Below are 19,909 nucleotides of genomic sequence, written 5' to 3'. Positions count from 1 at the left end.
GAGGAAAATCGTCGCAGATGAAGGGAATCCGCCAGCTCGCCGAGCATCTCGACATTTCGATCGGGACCGTGTCCCGTGCGCTGAACGGCAAGCCTGACGTCAACGACGAAACGCGCCGACGCGTGCTCGCCGCCGCCGAAGAGTTCGGTTATGTCGCCAACCAGTCAGGCCGCAGCCTTCGTCAGGGCATGACCAACGTCATCGGTCTGATGCTCGAAGTGAGCCGCGAGACGGTCGAAAACAGTGACGACTTCTTCCTCGGCGTCACCGACGGGCTGCAGAGCGTCTTTTCCCGTCACAAGCTCGATCTGGTCATGCTGCCCTGCCCCGATGACGAGGATCCGCATGAATATCTGAAGCGCATGGTGGCGCGCCGCCTCGTCGACGCGATGATCATCTCGGCGACGCGACGTACCGACCGGCGCATCGAGCTTCTGGAAAAGGCCCGCATTCCCTTCGTGGCGCTTGGCCGCAGCGCGTCCGGCGGCAGCTACACCTGGATGGATCTCGATTTCGAGGGCGTGGCAGCGCGCGGTGTCGACCGGCTGGTCGCAAAAGGCCATCGGCGGATCGCGGTGGCCGCCCCCTCCTCCGACATCAACCTCGGCTACATCTTCCTCGACAGTTACCGCCAGGCGCTGAAACGCCACGATATTCCCTTCGATCCGGCTCTCGTCATCCGCGTCAAGTCGAGCGAACAGGGCGGCTATCAGGCCGGCCACGAACTTCTGATGATCGAAGAGCGGCCGACCGCGATCATCCTGATCCACGAACTGATGGCGATCGGGCTTTACCGGCGGCTTGCGGAAGCCGGAATCGTGCCGGGCCGCGACCTCGCCGTCGTCGGCTTCCGCGACGAACCGCGCACCCATTTCCTGCAGCCGACGCTGACATCGTTCCGCATGTCGCTGCGCGATCTCGGCGCCCAGCTCGGCGAAACCCTGCTCGCCACCATGCCGGCCTATGCCGAGCACTACCCGCAGGGCGCCCGCAACAGAATCTGGCCGATGGAACTCGTTCCCGGCGAAAGCGACGCTTTCACCCTCACACGCTGAGCCTCTCTCAGACCCGGCTCGCAGCACGCGATGGGATGAGGTGCCGCACCCGGAGACCGGGTGCGGCCTGTCTTGATCATTCGGCGGCGGCAACGGTGGCGCGGCGGCCGATCGTTGCCTGCGTCAGCACGAAGGCGCAGAAGGCGCAAAGCGCGATGCCGGCGGCCATCGGAACGGCCGTTCCGTCGAAGAAGATGCTCGATATGACCATGGCGGCCGCGGCGATCACGAAATGCAGCGTGCCCATCAGCGACGAGGCCGTGCCGGCGATCTCACCATGATCCTCCAGCGCAAGCACCGCGCTCGTCGGAATGACGAGGCCGAGGAAGCCGTAGCCGATGAAGAGGAAGGTCGCCATCACAGGCAGCTGGTTGAAACCAGCGGCCATCACCACCGCCATGACGATCATGGCAAGCGCAAAGGCGCTGACCGCAATCCGCATGACGCGCACCAGGCCGAAACGCTCGCCGAGCCAACCCGTCGCCTGCGAGACCGCGAAGAAGGACACGGCATTGATCGAGAAGGCGAAGCTGTATTCAGTCGGCGTCAGCCCATAATGCTGGATGAGCACGAAGGGCGAGTTGGCGAGATAGACGAGGAAGCTCGAAATGCCGAGACCGCCGATGAAGGTTAGCGTCAGGAAGTTGCGGTCGCCAAGCAGGCGCCGGTAGGCGGTCATGGCGCTTCCGAGACCGCTGCCACTGCGCTCCTTGGCTGGCCGGGTCTCGTCGAGCTGTGTGGCGAGCAGGACGAGGCCGATCAAGGCGGCGGTGGTGACCGCCCAGAACACGCCGCGCCAGCCGTAAAACTCGATGACCGCGCTGCCTGTCAGCGGCGCAAGGATCGGCGAGATCGAGAAGACCAGCATCAGCAGCGACATCAGGCGGGCGGCCTGCACGCCGGTGTGCATATCGCGGACGATGGCGCGCGGAATGACCATGCCGGCCGCGCCGCCGATACCCTGGACGAAACGGAAGGCAATCAGCGTCTCGATATCGGTCGCCAGCGCGCAGCCAACCGAAGCGACCGCGAAGAGGCCGATGCCGAGATAGAGCGGCAGCTTGCGGCCCCACATATCTGACAGCGGACCGTAGACGAGCTGGGCGAGCGCAAAGGAAATGAAGAAGGCGAGAAGGGTAAGCTGGGTGACGCTGTTATCGGCATGCAGGTCCTGGCCGATAGACGGCAGCGCAGGCAGATACATGTCGATGGCGAAAGGCCCGATGGCCGAGAGAAGGCCGAGAATGAGGGCAATGCGAAAGAAGGAAGCCGTCATAATGGTGATCTTTCATAAAAGCGCAGCGGAGGCGGCGCATGGTCGCTCCGCCGCATTGCTCTCGGGGTTCAATGATGATCGTTCGCGCGAAGACGAAGTTGGGAGCTCATATCTTCAGCTGCGGAACCAGAGTGTCAAGAAATTTGGACACAGATGTAAAACTAGACGCCATTGTCTAAAACGTCAAGACGTCTTATCCTCGCTCTCATGAAAGATCGCATGACGGCCGCAGCTAGGATGACGGGGCATACGCAGCGTGGGCAATGCGCCAAGCGTATGTCGATCCTCGATGCCGCCGCCGACGTCTTCTGCCGCGAAGGTTTTGCCGGAGCCAGCATCGACGAGATCGCCGCCGTCGCCTGCGTTTCGCGCCAGACGATCTATAATCACTACCGCGAGAAAGAAACGCTGTTCATCGCCGTCGTCGAGGACGTCATGAACCGCGCCAACACCATGCTCTTCTCCATGCTGTCGACCTTCCCCGACAGCGCCGACAATCTGGAGGACGAGCTGACGGCTTTCGTCGTGCGTCTCAACAAGAACTGCATCTGCAACCACGACGGAAAATTCCTGCGCAAACTGGTGCAGACCGAGGGCGAGCGGTATCCGCATCTCTTCGAAAGCTGGCGCCAGCATGGACCGGGCAAGCTGACCACGGCATTATCGGCACTTCTCGCGCGGCTTGCCCACAAGGGCGCACTCGTCATCGACGATTTCGACGTCGCCGCCCGGCAGTTCGTGGCGCTCGGCAATGCCGACCTGCAAATGACCGTCCTTTTCGGCGGCGTGCCGACCGATGAGGAACTGGAAAGGGCGGCGCGAAACGCCGTCCGCACCTTTCTCAAGGCCTATGGCGGGCCGGGAGCGGAAAAGACCGACCCTCAACTACAGCTTGCCGCCGTTTCCAGCTGATCCAAGCCCGCCAATCAGGCAAAAACCGTCATCTGTTTGGGAACGACTGCGAACATGCCGACGCGGCGCGCGGCAAGATATTTCACCAGCTGTTCGACGACCGACGGCATGACCGGCTTCTGAACCACGCCGACGGCGCCTTTGACACCATGTGCGACGACCTCCGGATTGCCGGTCATGAAGACGACGGCAATGCCGTGCTGTTCAGCCAATTGCCGGCCGATGTCAGGCCCGGTCGGGCCATCGGCGAGATTGACGTCGACGAAGGCAATATCGGCAAGCGGCGCCAGCCGCAGCGCCTGCTCGCGATCATGCGCAAGGCCTGCGACCTGCATCCCCATGCCTTCCACCGTCGCCCCGAGATCGAGAGCGATCAGGAATTCATCTTCGACGATCAATACTCTCTGTTTCATCAGATCATCTCGTTGCCAGCGCCGCACGACATTGGTGGCCATGATACGTCCCCTTGTTATGCACATACTTCGAAAGAGGGATCCGCTCCGGCAGCCTCCCTGCTCGAAACTCATGATCGTAACGGGCAACCTGATGATATGTTCCGCGTTGGAACGCGATTTTCTCAAATTAAGATGTTGTTAACGTTGATCAATTCTTAACCCGGAAGAAGCGCTACAAAAAGGGCGGCGCCGTGGCCGCCCTTGAAACCTCGGGGATCCAAGGATTAATCAACCCTTGGCCTTCCTGACGAGGACCGGCTGGCTGCGGTAGTCGGCCGGGAACAGCGACTTCAGGTTCTCGATTTTCGGCAGATCGTTGTAGACGATATAGGGATAGTTCGGATTGAGCGTCAGGAAATCCTGATGATAGGCTTCGGCGGGATAGAAGCCGGTTGCATCGCTCACCCTGGTGACGATCGGCTGCGGGAAGACATGGGCCTTGTCGAGCTGGCGGATATAGTTCTCGGCAACCTTACGCTGCTCTGGATCGGCGACGAACAGCGCCGAACGATACTGTGTTCCCTGGTCCGGGCCCTGGAAATTCAGCTGCGTCGGATTGTGCGCCACCGAGAAGAAGATCTGCAGCAACTTGCCGTAACTCACCTGTTTCGGATCGAACCGCACCTGGACGGATTCGGCGTGACCTGTCGAACCGGTGCTGACGGTTTCATACTGCGCCGTTCCAGCATCGCCACCGGCATAACCGGAAACGGCGCTCTCCACACCCTTCACATGCTGGAAAACGCCTTGGACGCCCCAGAAACAGCCTCCGGCGAAAATGGCGGTCTCTGTGCCTGAGCCTGCGGCCTCGTCAACGGCCGGCGGCGGGACGATGACGGCATCTTCTGCGGCACTTGCAGCACCCAGGCCGAGCGAGAGAACGGTGGCTGCGAGGAGTGCGGCAAGGCTCCTGCGGCGGAAAGACATGGACATTGGGCTACCTCCAGCGATCGTCCAAATCCTTGCTCATCCTCGCAAAAGCCGCAAATCACAAGGCGATCACTCACGCCGATGTGACAACCGGACGAAAGGTGTTGTGCAGAGATGAAACAACGCCTGGGTTGAGTTGACAATCCTGTGAGGAGTGAGGAGAGTGCCGCCGGTCAGAGCCAGCATCCTGGGGGATATTATGTCCGTGCGCTCGTTCCTTGCCTTTGCCGTCATCGCATTTTCCACGATCGCCGTCAGCTTTCCCGCAGCCGCTGCGGACACGAAGCGCGACATTCAGACGATCAAGGACGCCGATTTCTTCGGCTTCGATCTTCGCACCGAGCAGAATGTTTCTCTCGATCAGTGCAAGACCTCGTGCATCGGCGACAAGAGCTGCAAGGCCTTCACCTACAATCCCAAGGTGAAGTGGTGCTTCCTGAAATCCGATTTCAAGACGATGAACGCCTTCCCCGGCGCGATCGCCGGCAAGATCGTCGAGACATCAGCCCAGAAGGAGCCGGATATCGGCGCTGCGCCGCGCCTCACCTTCCTGACGAGCGACCTCATCCAGCAGGCCCACGACTTCAAGGACGGCCTCGCTCTCGCCGACGACCAGCAGGGCCAGGGCGTCGAAAGCCTCACGGCCAACGCCCGTATCGATCTTACCGCCAACAACCTGACTGATGCGCTGAAGTCCTTCCATGGCGCGCTGTCGATCACGCCTGATGATGCCGATCTCTGGCTCGAAACCGCCCGCGCCGCAGCATCGCTCGGCAGTACGGAGAGCAGCACGACGGGACAGGCCGTGCTCGATGCGCTGAACGGCTACGAGCTGACACGCACCACGGCCAAGCGCGCCGAGGCGCTCGCGGTGCTTGCCGGCGCGCTGGAGCGGAACGCTAATTACCGCCCGGCGCTCGACGCTTACAAGGCGAGCCTGGCGCTCGTCGGCGCCAAGGACGTGCAGGCGGCCTACCTGCAGCTGAAATCAACGCAGGGCTTCCGCATCACCGAACACACGGTCGATGCCGACAGCGCTACCCCCCGCGCCTGCGTCACCTTCTCCGAAGCACTGGTCAAGACCACCGACTACACGCCTTTCGTGACGCTGAACGGTGCGGCACCGAAGGCGCTCGAAACCAAGGACAAGCAGATCTGCGTCGAGGGCCTGACGCATGGCGAAACCTACAAGATCGCCTTCCGCACCGGCCTGCCGTCATCAGTCGATGAAGTTCTGGAGGCGCCTGTCAGCATCGAAGTTTACATCAAGGACCGCAGCCAGATGGTGCGCTTCACCGGCGACAGCTTCGTGCTGCCCTCGACGGCGCGCCGCGGCATCCCGATCGTGTCCGTCAATATGACGTCGGCGAACCTGAAGCTCTACCGTATCGGCGATCGCGGCATCGCGCCGCTGCTGACCAATTCCCAGTTCCTGAGCCAGCTCGACGGCTACAGCGCTCAGAACATTCAGGACCAGAGCGGCGAACTCGTCTGGCAGGGCTCGATCGAGATCGCCAACGAGCTGAACAAGGATATCGTCACCAGCTTCCCGGTCGATGAGGCACTGCCCGAGCGCAAGCCGGGCATCTATGTGATGGTCGCAACGCCGGCAAACGGCCCGGCGCAGGAGTGGGATTCGCAGGCGACGCAATGGTTCCTCGTCTCCGATATCGGTGTCACCACCTATGCCGGCACGGATGGCCTCAACGTCTTCACCCGTTCGCTCGCCTCGGCAAAGCCGATCGCAGGCGTCGAGCTGCAGCTGCTTGCCAAGAACAATGAAGTACTCGGCACGGCGACGACCGACGAAAACGGCCGCGCCACCTTCACCGCCGGCCTGATCCGCGGCACGGCGGCACTCACACCCGCCGTCATCACCGCCAGGAACGGCACGTCGGACTATGTCTTCCTCGATATGACGCGCGCCGGCTTCGATCTCTCCGACCGCGGCGTGACGGGCCGCGCCGCACCCGGCGCGATCGATGTATTGCCCTTCACCGAACGCGGCATCTACCGCGCCGGCGAGACGGTGCATGCTCAGGCGCTTGCCCGCGACACCGACGGCAACGCCATCGAGAACCTGCCGCTCACCTTCATCTTCAGCCGCCCCGATGGCGTCGAAGACCGGCGGGTCGTCAGCCAGACCAGCAATCTCGGCGGCTACACGGTCGATTTCCCGACCCAGGAAAATGCCATGCGTGGCACCTGGACGATGAACATTTATACCGATCCCAAGGGTACGGCGATCGCCACCAAGAGCTTCCTCGTCGATGATTTCGTGCCGGATCGCACCGACATGGAAATCAAGACCGAGGCCAAGGAAATTGGTCCCGATACGCCGGCGACGATCACCATATCAGGCAAGTATCTCTACGGCGCCCCGGCTGCGGGCTTGACGCTCGAGGGCGACGTCGTCGTCAAGCCGACGCGCGAAAGCGCTGCTTACAAGGGCTTCCTCTTCGGGCTCGCCGATGAGGAGGCGAGCGAGGATTCGCGCTTGCCGATCGACGGACTGCCTGAACTCGACGAAAACGGCGAGGCTTCGACCGACCTCACCGTCGGCGACCTGCCGGCCACGACCCAACTGCTCAACGCTACCGTCTATATCAGAATGCAGGAGGCTGGCGGACGCGCTATCGAACGGTCGCTGTCGATCCCGGTGAAGAACCAGGGGCCTTCGATCGGCATCAAGCCGGAGTTTTCCGACGACCTGCCTGAAAACGCCATCGCCAATTTCACGGTGATCGGCGTCAATGCCAACGGCCAAAAGCAGGAGACGAAGGGCCTGCGCTGGAAATTCTACAGCCTCAATCGCGAATACCAGTGGTATCGCGAGGGAACGGCGTGGAAATACGAGCCGGTCTATACCGCCGAGCAGAAATCAAACGGCAGCGTCGACGCGGCGATGGACGGCGGCAAAATCTCCGTGCCGGTGACCTGGGGCCGCTACCGCCTCGAAGTGGAAAGCCCGGATGCCGACGGCCCGACCTCCAGCGTCGAATTCGACGCCGGCTGGTTCGTGACCTCGACCTCGACCGAAACACCCGACGGGCTGGAGATCGCCCTCGACAAGGATAGCTACAAGGTCGGCGATACGGCGAAGCTGAAGGTTACCTCGCGTTACGGCGGCGAACTGATGGTGACTGCCGGAACCGAAAAGCTGGTCGCGGTGCAGAACGCCACGATCGGCGAGACCGGCGGTGAAGTCGACATCCCGGTCACATCGGACTGGGGTGCCGGCGCCTACGTGACCGCGACACTCTTCCGCCCGGGTGACGCCCAGGACAGCCACATGCCGATGCGCTCGATCGGCATCAAATGGCTGAAGATCGATCCCGAACAGCGGGCGCTGCAGGTAAAGCTCGACACGCCCGAAAAGATGCTGCCGCGCGGACCGCTTGATATCAGCCTGCAGGTGGCAGGCGCCGGCGCCAACGAGGATGCTTATGTGACGGTCGCTGCCGTCGATGTCGGCATTCTCAACCTGACGCGCTATGAACCGCCTAACCCAGAGGACTGGTATTTTGGCCAGCGTCAGCTCGGCCTTGAAATCCGCGACCTCTACGGCCGCCTGATCGATGGCTCGCTGGGCGCGACCGGCAAACTCAGGACCGGCGGCGACGGGGGTGCTGTAGCACTGCAGGCAAGCCCGCCGACGCAGAAGCTCGTCGCCTTCTTCTCCGGCCCAGTGAAGCTCGACGCGGAAGGCAAGGCCAAGGTCTCCTTCGACATTCCGCAGTTCAACGGCACGGCGCGCGTCATGGCGGTCGCCTGGTCGAAATCAGGCGTCGGCCACGGCGTCAAGGACGTGATCATCCGCGATCCCGTGGTGGTGACCGCGAGCCTGCCGAAATTCCTCGCCCCAGGCGACAAGGCCAATCTGCGCCTCGACATCGCCAATACCGACGCGCCGGCAGGCGACTACAAGCTGCAGCTGACCGGCAATGACGCGGTCGGCATCGAGCAGGCTTCCGCCTCGCAGACGATCCGCCTCGAGGCCGGCGCAAAATCCGAACTGACGCTTTCGCTCGTCGGCAAGCAGCCGGGACCGGGCAGCGTCTCGATCAATCTCTCCGGCGCGTCCGGCCTGTCGCTCGATCAGACGGTTGACGTGCCGGTGCGCCCCTCCTCCTTGCCGATCACCCAACGCAGGGTGCTGGCGCTGAAGCCCGGGGCAAAGCTCACCGTCGACAAGAACCTGCTGGCCGACAGCGTACTGCCGGGCGCCTCGATCAGCGTCAACGTCACGCGTTCGGCCGCTTTCGATATCCCTGCCCTGCTGATGACGCTTGACCGCTATCCTTTCGGCTGCGCCGAGCAGACCACCAGCCGGGCGCTGCCGCTGCTCTATCTTGCCGAAGTGGCGAAGCAGGCCGGCATCGAAAACGACGATGACGTGCACAAACGCGTGCAGGATGCGATCTACCGCGTACTCTCCTATCAGGCCTCGGCCGGCAGCTTCGGCCTCTGGGGACCGGATTCCGGAGATGTCTGGCTGGATTCCTACGTCACCGATTTCCTGACGCGGGCCCGCGAAATGAAATACGACGTGCCGGAAAGGGCTTTCGTGCAAGCGCTCGAAAACCTGCAGAACACGCTGTCCTATACCACCGACATCAAGGGCCAGGGCGACCAGATCGCCTATGCCGTCTACGTCCTTGCCCGCAACAAGAAGGCCGCGATCAGCGATCTGCGTTACTATGCCGATACGATGATCAACGACTTCCCGACACCGCTCGCCAAGGCGCATATCGCCGCCGCACTGGCACTCTATGGCGATGCGCAGCGTTCGAAGAACATCTTCCTCGATGCGCTGCAGATGTCGGAACAGTCGATGGTGTCGCGGGTGAATCTCTCGCGCACCGACTACGGCACGATCCTGCGCGATGGTGCTGCGATCCTGGCGCTTGCCGCCGAAAGCCGGCCGGTGCCACCCGTCATCCCGGAGCTTGCCAAGGCCGTCACCAAGGAATGGGGCCGCAGCAAATACAAGAGCACACAGGAAGAGGCCTGGATGCTGCTCGCCGCTCGCGCCATCCAGGGCGGTGACGACGATCTCAAGGTCGATGTCAACGGCGCGCCGCACACCGGTGCCTACATGGCAAAAATGACCGGCGATGCGCTGAGCGATCATCCGCTGACGCTGACCAACCAGACGGCTGACGCGGTTTCGGCTGTGGTCACCACGGTTGCTGCGCCCACTGTGCCGCTGCCGGCCGGCGGTGACGGCTTCACCATCGAGCGCAGCTATTACACGCTCGACGGCGAAGAGGCGAATGTCAGCGAAGCGACGCAGAACGAACGCTACGTCGTCGTCATCCATGTGCGGGAAAACAACGACTGGCCTTCGCGCATCGTCATCACCGACCTTCTGCCCGGCGGCTTCGAGATCGACAATCCGAACCTTGTCGACAGCGCCCAGATGACGAATTTCGACTGGATCGGCGAAATTTCCGCGGCCCATACCGAATTCCGCTACGACCGCTTCGTCGCCGCCTTCAACCGCGCTCAGGGCGATGAACGCGAATTCAACGTCGCCTATGTCGTGCGCGCCGTCACTCCCGGCACCTACGACCATCCGGCCGCAAGCGTCGAGGACATGTACAGGCCCGAGCTTTCGGCCCGCACGGCGACCGGCAAGATGGAGGTCGTGACGGCACAACAATGAGGCTGTGGCGTAAGTTTGCGATCGGATCCGCCGCCGGCGTCATTTTCGCCGGCGCGGTTCTATTCGCGCTCGATGCCGCCGACCGGGCCTTTCCGCCGCCACTTGATAAGGCGGATGTCGTTTCCGCCGAGGTTCTGGATGCCGACGGGCAATTGTTGCGCGCCTTTGCGACATCGGAAGGCCGCTGGCGGTTGAAGACTGCGGTCGCCGATGTCGACCCGCAATTCCTGCGCATGCTGATCGCCTATGAGGACCAGCGCTTCTATGACCATGGCGGCGTCGACCCCTGGGCGCTCGGGCGTGCCGCGGTGCAATTCGTCAGCAACGGCCGCATCGTCTCCGGCGCTTCGACGCTTTCGATGCAGGTGGCGCGGCTGATCGAGCCGCGCCCGGAACGCACGCTTTCGGCAAAGTTGCTGCAGCTCGCCCGCGCCGTGCAGATCGAACGGCGGCTCACGAAGGAACAGATCCTCGATCTCTATCTCACCCATGCGCCCTATGGCGGCAATCTGGAAGGCGTGCGCGCCGCAAGCCTCGCCTATTTCGGCAAGGAGCCGCGGCGGCTGACGGTCGCCGAGGCCGCCCTGCTCGTCGCGCTACCGCAATTGCCGGAACGGCGACGGCCAGACCGCAATCTCAAGGCCGCGCAGGACGCGCGCAAGCGGGTGCTCGATCGTGTCGCGGTGGCTGAAGCCGTCGGCGACGGTGAGGCGGAGCGGGCAGAAGCCGTTCCGGTTCCGCCTCGGCGCATGCAATTGCCCGCACTTGCCGCCCATGTCGCCGAAGCCGCGCTTCGCAAGGAGCCGGCGGTCCTCAAACACCAGACGACCTTGAAGAAGCAGGTACAACAAGGGCTGGAGGCAGTTGCGCGGGCAGCGACCATGAAGCTTGGGCCGAAGCTTTCACTTGCCATGGTGATGGCCGATGCGCAAACGGGCGCGATCGTCGGCGAGGTCGGCTCGGCCGATTATTTCGACACCAGCCGCTCCGGCTGGATCGATATGACGCGCGTCAACCGTTCGCCGGGCTCGACGCTCAAACCCTTCATCTACGGGCTCGCCTTCGAGCAGGGCCTCGTCTCCCAGGAGACAATCATCGAGGACCGACCCGCCGATTTCTTCGGCTACCGGCCACGCAATTTCGACATGAGTTACCAGGGCGACGTCACCGTGCGCGAGGCGTTGCAGCTTTCGCTGAACGTGCCGGCCGTCAAGCTGCTTGACGCCGTCGGCCCGTCGCGGCTGATGGTGCGCTTCCGCCGCGCCGAGGTGCGCCCGGTTCTGCCGCCGAACGAGACGCCGGGGCTCGCAATCGGTCTCGGCGGCGTCGGTCTCACATTGAAGGATCTGGTGCAGCTCTATACGGCGCTCGCCAATCGCGGCCAGCCGGCAAGGCTCGGCGACGGCATCACCGGCCAGCCAAGCAAGCTCGACGGCGAACCGCTGCTGGAGCCGGTCGCAGTCTGGAACGTCGCCGACATTCTCTCCGGCGTCATTCCGCCTGCCGGCGCGCCGCAACGCGGCATCGCTTACAAGACCGGGACGAGCTACGGCTATCGCGACGCCTGGTCGGTCGGTTATGACGGGCGATATGTGCTCGGCGTATGGGTCGGACGGCCCGATAACAGCGCCGTGCCGGGGCTGACCGGCTATGGCACCGCCGCGCCCATCCTCTTCGAAGGTTTCGCCAAGTCCGGCATCGCGACAACACCGCTGCCCCGCCCTCCGGCCGGCGCCGTCCGCATCGCCCAGTCCGAACTGCCGATCAGCCAGCGGCGTTTCGCCCTCAATGCCAGCGGCCTGCTCGTTGCCTCCGGCCGTGAACCAGCGCCTGCGATCGTCTATCCGCCCGAGGGCGCGCATATCGATCTCGGCGCCAAAGGGGCCGATCTCTCGCCGCTGATGCTGAAGCTGCAGGGCGGCCGCGCGCCCTTCCGCTGGCTTGCCAATGGCAAGCCGTTGCCCGATCTCTCCCGCCGGCGCACCCAGCAATGGCTGCCCGATGGCGGCGGCTATTCGAAACTCACCGTCATCGATTCGGCCGGACGCGCCGCAAGCGTCGGGGTCTTCATCGACTGAGGGAACAAAAAACCGGCCACAACCGTTGAGGAAAGTCTCCCTCTAACGTCAGACGGCCTCATGACACTTCCGACAGCGACCTACCGGATACAATTCCGCAACGGCATGACCTTCGATCGCGCCAGCGGCCTCCTCCCCTATCTCAAGACACTCGGCATCAGCCACCTCTACGCCTCTCCGATCTTCACCGCCGTCTCCGGTTCCACCCACGGTTATGATGTCACCGATGCCAACGAAATCGACCCCGCGCTCGGCGGCCGGGCGGGATTCGAGCGTCTGACGGAAAGCCTTGCCGCCGCAGGCATGGGGCTGATCCTCGACATCGTTCCAAACCATATGGCCGCCTCGCCGGAAAACGGCTGGTGGCGCGACGTGCTGGCATTTGGCCGGCAGAGCGCCTATGCCAGCCACTTCGACATCGACTGGAGCGAGCCGCTGACCCTGCCGCAGCTTGGTCAGGATTTCGATCGGGCGCTCGCCGACGGCGAGTTGCGCATCACGCTCGACGAAACGCATGGAAACCTAGCGCTCGGTTATTTCGAGACGCTGTTGCCGCTGAACCCCAGAAGTTACGGAGCGATCGCAAACCGGCTCGACGATCCGGTCGCCACCAGAATGGCCGAGGCTGCGGCCGTCACTTCCGGCGAGAACTTCAACCGAGCGATGCGCGATATCCTCTTTGAGGGCGGCGATCGGGCGGTCCTCCGGCAGAAGCTCGATGATATCTCCCGTGATCGCGATTTCCTCGGAAGCCTGCATGAGGGACAACATTGGCGGCTGATCCACTGGAAGAAGGCGGCGCGACATCTGAGCTATCGCCGCTTCTTTGAAGTGACCGGACTGGTCGGCACCCGCGTCGAAGATCCCGCCGTGTTCGAGGACATGCACCGGCTGGTGATCGAGCTGGTGCGCCATGGCAAGATCCAGGGCCTGCGCATCGACCATGTCGACGGGCTCGCCGAACCCAAAGCCTATCTCCACAGGTTGCGCGACGCGGCCGGTCCGGACACCTATATCGTCGTCGAAAAGATCCTCGGGGCCGCTGAGACCCTGCCGGAGAGCTGGCCGGTCGCCGGCACCACGGGATACGAATTCATCGCCGCGCTCAGCGAGCTGTTTACCGACGGCGGTGGCTTGCGCATATTGGACGAAGCCTATCGCAGCCTCGCCGGTGAGACAGGTCATCTCGAGGAAAGCCGGCGGATTGCCAAGCAACTGATGGTCGACCGTAATTTCGCCGGCGAGACCGACAGGCTGGCGTCGATCGCGGCAGGCATCTTTCCCGAGCTAAAAAGAGACGAGATTGCCACCGCGCTCAGCGAACTGCTGATCGCCTTTCCGGTCTACCGCACCTATGGCGATGGCGGACCGCTCTCCTGGCAGGATTCAGCGGTCCTTGCCGGGACCGCATCGCAAGTCATGCCAAGGCTCGATGATCGGCGTGCCCTAGACCATGTGCTCAAGCTTCTCGAAGGCAAGATCGAAGGTGATGCCGCCCACGAGTTCCGTATCCGCTTCCAGCAATTGAGCGGGCCGGTGATGGCGAAGGCGACGGAGGATACGCTGTTCTACCGCTATAACAGGCTGCTTGCCGCAAACGAAGTGGGCGGCGAACCGGGCAAGGCGCCTGGCGGCACGGAGGAATTTCACCGTCGCATGGCCGAGCGGGCACGGCTGCAGCCGCATGGACTTTCGGCAAGCGCTACCCACGACACCAAACGCGGCGAGGATGCGCGCGCCAGGCTTTATGCGCTGAGCGAGGGCGCGGATGTTTTCGCCCAAGCGGTAGAGCGTTGGCGCGAGATGAACCGGCCATGGCTCAAGGATCTGCCGGATGGCATAGCGCCGGAGGCAAATGTCGAATGGATGCTCTACCAGGCATTGGCCGGCGTCTGGCCGGAAGATCGCGACGGAAGACAGACGGAAGAACTCCGCGACCGCTTCACCGACTACGCGGTCAAGGCCGTGCGCGAGGCGAAACTGCGCAGCAACTGGACGGAACAGGAGGCCGCTTACGAGGAAGCGGTGACGACCTATGCCGCGAGCCTGGTTTCGCCTGAGAATGATGCCTTCCACGAGGATTTTGAAAGGGTGCTGCAACCGTTCATCGCCGCGGGCTACCTCAACAGCCTGTCGCAGACGCTCCTCAAACTGACGGCCCCCGGCATTCCCGACATCTACCAGGGCGCGGAGGGTTTCGATTTCAGCCTCGTCGATCCCGACAACCGCCGACCGGTCGATCATCAACGGCTGATGGCCTGGCTTTCCGAAGCTGGACCGATCGCGAAGCTGCAGGCGGCGGCACTGAAGCAGCGCATCGTCAGCATCGGCCTGCAGCTGCGCCAGCGGCATCCGGCCCTCTTTGCCAAAGGCGACTATCTGCCGCTGAAAGTGACGGGCAACCGGCGGGACCACGCGCTAGCATTTGCCCGGGTGCACAAGGGTGATTTCGCCATCGCCGCTGTGCCGCGGCTGATGTTCGGCTGGCTGGACCCCGGCGTGCTCTTTGCCGGTCCGGAATTCTGGGAGGATACAGCGATCACCATCCCCTCCCCTCTTCACGGGCTGAAGGCGGATCTGGTAACCGGAAAGACGATCGAGCCTGGAGGCAGCATTTCAGTCGCCGCCCTGCTCGGCAGCCAGCCGGTTGGGCTGATCAGCCCGATCTGAGATCCGGCGCCTCCTCTGTGCTCAATCGACCTCGCCAAAATAGTGCTTGACCTTCCAGTCGCTGGAAGGTGCATAGGTCTATCCAACTGCCCTCCGGGCACAGGAGATAGTCATGAATGCCAAGCACGACCACGATCATCATCACACCCATGTACAGGGCAGCGATCACTGCCATTGCGGCCATAATCATGAGGAGAAGGCCGCCGATGCGGTGATTCGTGATCCCGTCTGCGGCATGACGGTCGATCCGCAGGCCGGCAAGCCACGGCTCGATCATGCGGGCCGGATCTATCATTTCTGCTCGGAGGGCTGCCGGACGAAGTTTGCCGCCGCGCCGCAGGATTACCTCACCGCAAAGGACCCGGTCTGCGGCATGGCTGTCGATCGCTCGACGGCGAAATACTTCCTGAAATCCGAGGGTGAGAAATTCTACTTCTGCTCCGCCGCCTGCCAAGCGAAGTTCCAGGCCGACCCCTCGGTCTTTCGCGACGGCAAGCGCCCGGCAGCAAAGCCGGCGCCGAAGGGCACGCTCTATACCTGCCCGATGCACCCGGAGGTCGTCAGCGACCGGCCCGGCGACTGCCCGAAATGCGGCATGGCGCTGGAGCCGATGGGTATTCCTCCTGCCGACGAGGGCCCCAATCCGGAACTCGTCGATTTCAGCAGGCGGCTCTGGGTGAGCGCCGCGCTTGCCCTGCCGCTGCTCGTGCTCGGCATGGGGCCGATGCTCGGCCTGCCACTTCGGGAAGCAATCGGCGAGCCGCTGGCGACATATATGGAACTCTTCCTGGCAAGCCCTGTGGTGCTCTGGGCCGCCCTGCCCTTCTTCCGCCGCGCCTGGGCGTCCCTCGTCAATCGCAGTCCCAATATGTGGACCCTGATTGGCCTTGGGGTCGGCACTGCCTATGTCTACAGCGTCGTCGCCACGCTTGCGCCCGGTATCTTCCCGATGAGCTTCCATGGACATGGCGCCGCCGTGCCCGTCTATTTCGAGGCAGCAGCCGTTATCGTCGCGCTCGTCTTCGTCGGCCAGGTGCTCGAATTGAAAGCCCGCGAGCGCACCGGCTCGGCAATCCGCGCTCTCCTCGATCTTGCGCCGAAGACGGCGCGGCGCATTGATGCCGATGGAAGCGAAAACGACGTGCCGGTGGACGAGATCCAGGCCGGAGACCGGCTGCGGGTGCGCCCTGGCGAACGGGTGCCGGTGGACGGCTCGGTCCTCGAGGGCCAGTCGACGGTCGATGAATCGATGATATCAGGCGAGCCTTTGCCGATCGAGAAGTCGAAGGGCGATGTACTCACCGGCGGCACGATCAACAAGAACGGCACGCTCGTCATGTCAGCCGAGAAGGTCGGCGCCGACACGGTGCTGTCGCGCATCGTCGACATGGTTGCCAAGGCGCAGCGCTCGCGGGCGCCGATCCAGGGCGCGGTCGACCGGGTGTCGGCCGTCTTCGTGCCTACGGTGGTCGCCGCAGCCATCCTTGCATTCCTCGCCTGGGCCGCGATCGGACCGGAGCCGCGCATGGCGAATGCGTTGCTTGCCGCCGTCGCCGTTCTGATCATCGCCTGCCCCTGCGCGCTCGGCCTTGCGACGCCAATGTCAATCATGATCGCGACGGGGCGCGGCGCTGGGGAGGGTGTTCTGATCAAGGATGCCGAGGCGCTGGAGCGCTTTTCCAAGGTCGATACGTTGATCGTCGACAAGACCGGCACGCTGACCGAAGGCAAGCCGAGGCTTACCGACGTCGTCGGCTTCGGCGGCGTCGAGGAAGGCCGGCTGCTGTCGCTGGCGGCAAGCCTTGAGCGCGGCTCCGAACATCCGCTGGCTGAGGCGATCGTTTCCGGCGCCGAGGAACGCGGCATCACCTTCGTGGAGGTGACCGGCTTCGAAGCCATGACCGGCAAGGGCGTTCTGGGTGTTGCCGGCGGAACCACGGTGGCGCTCGGCAATACGGCGATGCTCGCCGATCTCGGCATCGACCCGGCAGCGCTTGCCGAGAAGACCGAGGCGCTCCGCGGCGATGGCAAGACGGTGATGTTCGTGGCGTTCGACGGCGCGCTTGCCGGCCTCGTCGCCGTGGCCGACCGGATCAAGCCGACGACAGCGGCCGCCATCAAGGCGCTGCACGAAAGCGGACTGAAGATCATCATGGCAACAGGCGACAATGAACGCACGGCGCGTGCGGTGGCAAAAAGCCTCGGTATCGACGAGGTCCGCGCCGATGTCCTGCCGGAAGGCAAGAAGGCGTTGATCGACGAGCTGCGGGCCAGAGGCGCCGTCATCGCCATGGCCGGCGACGGCGTCAATGATGCACCCGCACTTGCCGCGGCCGACGTTGGCATCGCCATGGGCACCGGCGCCGATGTGGCGATGGAAAGCGCGGGCATTACCCTGGTCAAGGGCGACCTCACCGGCATCGTCAGGGCGCGGCGGCTGGCGGAGGCGACGATGCGCAACATCCGCCAGAATCTCGGCTTCGCCTTCGGCTACAATGCGCTTGGCGTCCCGGTCGCAGCCGGCGTGCTCTACCCGGTCTTCGGGCTGCTGCTTTCGCCGATGATTGCGGCGGCGGCGATGAGCTTGTCGTCGGTCTCGGTGATATCAAATGCGCTGAGACTGCGCTTTGAAAAACTATAGGAGATGGCCATGAATATCGGGCAAGCATCAGAACGGTCCGGCCTGCCTTCGAAGACCATCCGCTATTACGAGGATATCGGCCTCATCCGCCCCGAAAGGGGCGGAAACGGCTATCGCGACTATGCTGAAACCGACGTCCACAAGCTGCGTTTCCTGCAGCGCTCGCGCGGCCTCGGCTTTTCCGTCGAGGAATGCCGGCAATTGCTGGCGCTCTACGAGGACAAGGGCCGGGCAAGCGCCGACGTCAGGGATATCGCTCAGACCAAGCTTACCGAGGTCGACCGCAAGATCCGCGAGTTGACGGAACTGCGCCGCACGCTGGAGCACCTCGTGCATGCCTGCCACGGCAATGATCGGCCGGATTGTCCCATCCTCGAAGAGCTATCGGACGGAAGCTGATCATCTCAGGAGGGCGGGGCGCGCTTCAGAGACCTTATCGGGAAAACTGAGGCATATTCTGGTTGGCCGCCTGCGAGGATTGAGCCCGCTCGTCGGGCTCCTCGTCTTCACCGTCATCCAACACGCCGTCATCCAACCGATGCTTGATCGCAAGCGCATAGATCACATCGAGAATATTGCGGTCCCTGAGATGAGGATCAGTTAGGGCGAGAAGCGAGGCCCGGACGATCTTCTTGCTGGTGGCCTTCGGACAACGCGCCTTGACGAAATCATAGAGCGCCTGATCCGTCAGCCCTTCCATGGCGCCGTCCACGAGAGCTTCGTAGACCCGCTTCTTTTCCTTCATTCTTTATTTTCCCCTGCAAATCAGCGGCGTCATGATCTGTCATGTAATTGTCATAAACAATCGTCGATTTAAGGCACGCATCCACCGCGAAGGATATTTTAGACGGCTTTCAGGCGGGTTCCCCGGCTCGTACAATTTTTTGCGCTGCCGGGAATAAAATCCACCGCACTTCCGTATACTCAGTCATGGAACGTAAAGAACGCCCCTTCGATGTTATCGGACAGCTTGCAGCGCTGAGGCGTTACGCTCGCTCGCTGGTGCGCAATTCGGACGAGGCGGAGGATCTGGTGCACGATGCGCTGGTGCGTGCCTTCGAGAAGCGAAAGAGCTTCCGCAGCGGCGGCAATCTGCGCACCTGGCTGCTCTCCATCCTGCACAATGCCCATATCGACCGCCTTCGCCAGAACCGGTCGCTGACGCGCCGCCACGACGAGGCGGCTGTCGAAGCCGAGCAGTCACTGCCGGCCGCCCAGGAACATGCCGTGCGCCTGCAGCAGGTGCGGGACGCCTTTTTCGATCTGCCCGAGGAGCAGCGTGAGGCGCTGCATCTCGTGGCGATCGAGGACCTTTCCTACCAGGAAGCCGCCAACGCCCTCGGCATACCTGTGGGTACACTGATGTCTCGTATCTCGCGTGCTCGCGCCCAGCTGCGCGAATTCGAGGAGAAGACGCCGCGTATTTCGCATCTGAGATTAATCGGAGGGAACGGCAATGAAAGCAGTTGATCCGATCATCGACGCCGATCTCGACGCCTATGTGGATGGCGAGCTCGATGTCGCCCGTCGCATCCAGGTGGAATCTTATCTTTCCGAGAACCCGGCAATTGCCGCCAAGGTCATGGCCGATCTCAGCATGAAGGGCGAGCTGCGTCTGGCGCTCGCCGGGGAAAGCGCCTTCGGCCGCCCCGAAACCCGCGATGCCGCCCGCCGGCTGGATCGTGGTCTTTCCTATGGCCGCATCTTCCATTCCATGCAGCGCATCGCCGCGGTCGGCGTTCTTCTCGCCGCCGGCTGGGTGGCGCACAATTCCTTTGGCGCCTTCTCGGCGACCGAGGTAGCCGCTTCCGTTCCCGCGCCCGCCTATGTCGAGGATGCCGTGCGCGCCCATCAGACCGCGGCGCTGCGCCAGTCGATGGCTTCGCAGACGTCGACCACCTATAGCGCTGACGATATTCGCGCCGCCACTGCGCTCGTGATGCCTGAGCTGCCGAAGGGCTGGAAGGTTGCCGACGTGCAGATTTTCCCCTCCGAATTCGGCCCCAGCGTCGAGATGGCGATCGAGGAAACAAATGGAAAGCGGCTTTCGCTTTTCGCCGTCCGGCCGGGCGCCTTCGAGGTCCAGCCGGTCAACCATCTCGCACTCGAAAAAACGGAAGCCGCCTATTGGCAGATCGGCGAGGTCGCCTATGCGCTGATCGCCGACGATAGAGGCGTCAATCTCGACCAGGCGGCCGAACGGCTCGCCCGCTCGCTCTACTAG

At 63.1% G+C, this 19,909-nt stretch carries 13 protein-coding genes; 9 read left to right on the top strand and 4 right to left on the bottom strand.

Annotation, left to right across the window (positions count from 1 at the left end):
• Positions 1–17 precede the first annotated feature (17 nt).
• Positions 18–1,055 carry a LacI family DNA-binding transcriptional regulator gene (locus EFQ99_RS02065; protein ID WP_126918995.1) on the top strand — a complete coding sequence of 346 codons (1,038 nt, stop codon included), beginning with the start codon at positions 18–20 and terminating at the stop codon, positions 1,053–1,055.
• A gap of 76 nt (positions 1,056–1,131) precedes the next feature.
• Here EFQ99_RS02065 and EFQ99_RS02060 read toward each other — a convergent pair whose 3' ends face one another.
• Entirely contained in the window at positions 1,132–2,331 is a 1,200-nt protein-coding gene (locus EFQ99_RS02060) for a multidrug effflux MFS transporter (protein ID WP_126918994.1), read from the bottom strand.
• Between the two features lie 171 nt (positions 2,332–2,502).
• On the opposite strand from EFQ99_RS02060, the gene EFQ99_RS02055 reads away from it, so the two are divergent.
• A complete protein-coding gene (locus tag EFQ99_RS02055) occupies positions 2,503–3,243 on the top strand; it encodes a TetR/AcrR family transcriptional regulator (protein ID WP_126918993.1) in 741 nt (246 codons plus the stop codon).
• A gap of 14 nt (positions 3,244–3,257) precedes the next feature.
• On the opposite strand, the gene EFQ99_RS02050 is transcribed toward EFQ99_RS02055, so the two are convergent.
• Together EFQ99_RS02050 and msrA are read right to left on the bottom strand one after the other, a co-directional pair.
• Positions 3,258–3,698, bottom strand: coding sequence for a response regulator (locus tag EFQ99_RS02050; RefSeq protein ID WP_126918992.1), 441 nt, complete (start codon positions 3,696–3,698; stop codon positions 3,258–3,260).
• Between the two features lie 228 nt (positions 3,699–3,926).
• A complete protein-coding gene (gene msrA, locus EFQ99_RS02045) occupies positions 3,927–4,631 on the bottom strand; it encodes a peptide-methionine (S)-S-oxide reductase MsrA (protein WP_126918991.1) in 705 nt (234 codons plus the stop codon).
• Between the two features lie 196 nt (positions 4,632–4,827).
• Here msrA and EFQ99_RS02040 point away from each other — a divergent pair, with 196 nt between their 5' ends.
• The 5 genes from EFQ99_RS02040 to cueR all read left to right on the top strand — a co-directional run bounded on the left by EFQ99_RS02040 (position 4,828) and on the right by cueR (position 18,084).
• Positions 4,828–10,296: an alpha-2-macroglobulin family protein gene (locus EFQ99_RS02040; protein ID WP_126918990.1), complete on the top strand. Its 5,469-nt coding sequence runs from the start codon at positions 4,828–4,830 to the stop codon at positions 10,294–10,296.
• Complete coding sequence (gene pbpC / locus EFQ99_RS02035) at positions 10,293–12,374, top strand: penicillin-binding protein 1C (RefSeq protein ID WP_126918989.1); 2,082 nt, start codon at positions 10,293–10,295, stop codon at positions 12,372–12,374. The genes EFQ99_RS02040 and pbpC overlap by 4 nt, the downstream gene beginning before the upstream one ends.
• A gap of 60 nt (positions 12,375–12,434) precedes the next feature.
• Positions 12,435–15,044: a malto-oligosyltrehalose synthase gene (gene treY / locus EFQ99_RS02030; protein WP_126918988.1), complete on the top strand. Its 2,610-nt coding sequence runs from the start codon at positions 12,435–12,437 to the stop codon at positions 15,042–15,044.
• Between the two features lie 112 nt (positions 15,045–15,156).
• Entirely contained in the window at positions 15,157–17,685 is a 2,529-nt protein-coding gene (locus tag EFQ99_RS02025) for a heavy metal translocating P-type ATPase (protein ID WP_126918987.1), read from the top strand.
• A gap of 9 nt (positions 17,686–17,694) precedes the next feature.
• Complete coding sequence (gene cueR, locus EFQ99_RS02020) at positions 17,695–18,084, top strand: Cu(I)-responsive transcriptional regulator (RefSeq protein WP_126918986.1); 390 nt, start codon at positions 17,695–17,697, stop codon at positions 18,082–18,084.
• A 34-nt stretch (positions 18,085–18,118) separates the two neighbouring features.
• On the opposite strand, the gene EFQ99_RS02015 is transcribed toward cueR, so the two are convergent.
• On the bottom strand, positions 18,119–18,430 hold the full coding sequence (locus tag EFQ99_RS02015) for a hypothetical protein (protein ID WP_126918985.1): 312 nt from the start codon (positions 18,428–18,430) through the stop codon (positions 18,119–18,121).
• 185 nt (positions 18,431–18,615) lie between these two features.
• Between EFQ99_RS02015 and EFQ99_RS02010 the strand changes: the two genes are divergently transcribed.
• Both EFQ99_RS02010 and EFQ99_RS02005 read left to right on the top strand, forming a co-directional pair.
• Positions 18,616–19,155 carry a sigma-70 family RNA polymerase sigma factor gene (locus EFQ99_RS02010; RefSeq protein WP_126918984.1) on the top strand — a complete coding sequence of 180 codons (540 nt, stop codon included), beginning with the start codon at positions 18,616–18,618 and terminating at the stop codon, positions 19,153–19,155.
• Positions 19,142–19,909 (top strand): anti-sigma factor family protein, encoded by a 768-nt coding sequence (locus EFQ99_RS02005; RefSeq protein ID WP_126918983.1) that lies wholly within the window; start codon positions 19,142–19,144, stop codon positions 19,907–19,909. Before EFQ99_RS02010 ends, EFQ99_RS02005 begins: the two co-directional genes overlap by 14 nt.

The organism is Rhizobium vallis (assembly GCF_003985155.1).
GTDB classification, from domain to species: domain Bacteria; phylum Pseudomonadota; class Alphaproteobacteria; order Rhizobiales; family Rhizobiaceae; genus Rhizobium; species Rhizobium vallis.
The sequence above is the reverse complement of the archived record's forward strand: the minus strand, read 5'-3'. Positions and strand labels throughout refer to the sequence as shown.

Coding starts and splice junctions, on each gene's coding strand:
- EFQ99_RS02010 (WP_126918984.1), top strand. CDS start 18,616: ATGGAACGTAAAGAACGCCCCTTCGATGTTATCGGACAGCTTGCAGCG.
- msrA (WP_126918991.1), bottom strand. CDS start 4,631: ATGTCCATGTCTTTCCGCCGCAGGAGCCTTGCCGCACTCCTCGCAGCC.
- EFQ99_RS02025 (WP_126918987.1), top strand. CDS start 15,157: ATGAATGCCAAGCACGACCACGATCATCATCACACCCATGTACAGGGC.
- pbpC (WP_126918989.1), top strand. CDS start 10,293: ATGAGGCTGTGGCGTAAGTTTGCGATCGGATCCGCCGCCGGCGTCATT.
- EFQ99_RS02050 (WP_126918992.1), bottom strand. CDS start 3,698: ATGGCCACCAATGTCGTGCGGCGCTGGCAACGAGATGATCTGATGAAA.
- EFQ99_RS02040 (WP_126918990.1), top strand. CDS start 4,828: ATGTCCGTGCGCTCGTTCCTTGCCTTTGCCGTCATCGCATTTTCCACG.
- treY (WP_126918988.1), top strand. CDS start 12,435: ATGACACTTCCGACAGCGACCTACCGGATACAATTCCGCAACGGCATG.
- EFQ99_RS02060 (WP_126918994.1), bottom strand. CDS start 2,331: ATGACGGCTTCCTTCTTTCGCATTGCCCTCATTCTCGGCCTTCTCTCG.
- EFQ99_RS02065 (WP_126918995.1), top strand. CDS start 18: ATGAAGGGAATCCGCCAGCTCGCCGAGCATCTCGACATTTCGATCGGG.
- EFQ99_RS02015 (WP_126918985.1), bottom strand. CDS start 18,430: ATGAAGGAAAAGAAGCGGGTCTACGAAGCTCTCGTGGACGGCGCCATG.
- EFQ99_RS02005 (WP_126918983.1), top strand. CDS start 19,142: ATGAAAGCAGTTGATCCGATCATCGACGCCGATCTCGACGCCTATGTG.
- cueR (WP_126918986.1), top strand. CDS start 17,695: ATGAATATCGGGCAAGCATCAGAACGGTCCGGCCTGCCTTCGAAGACC.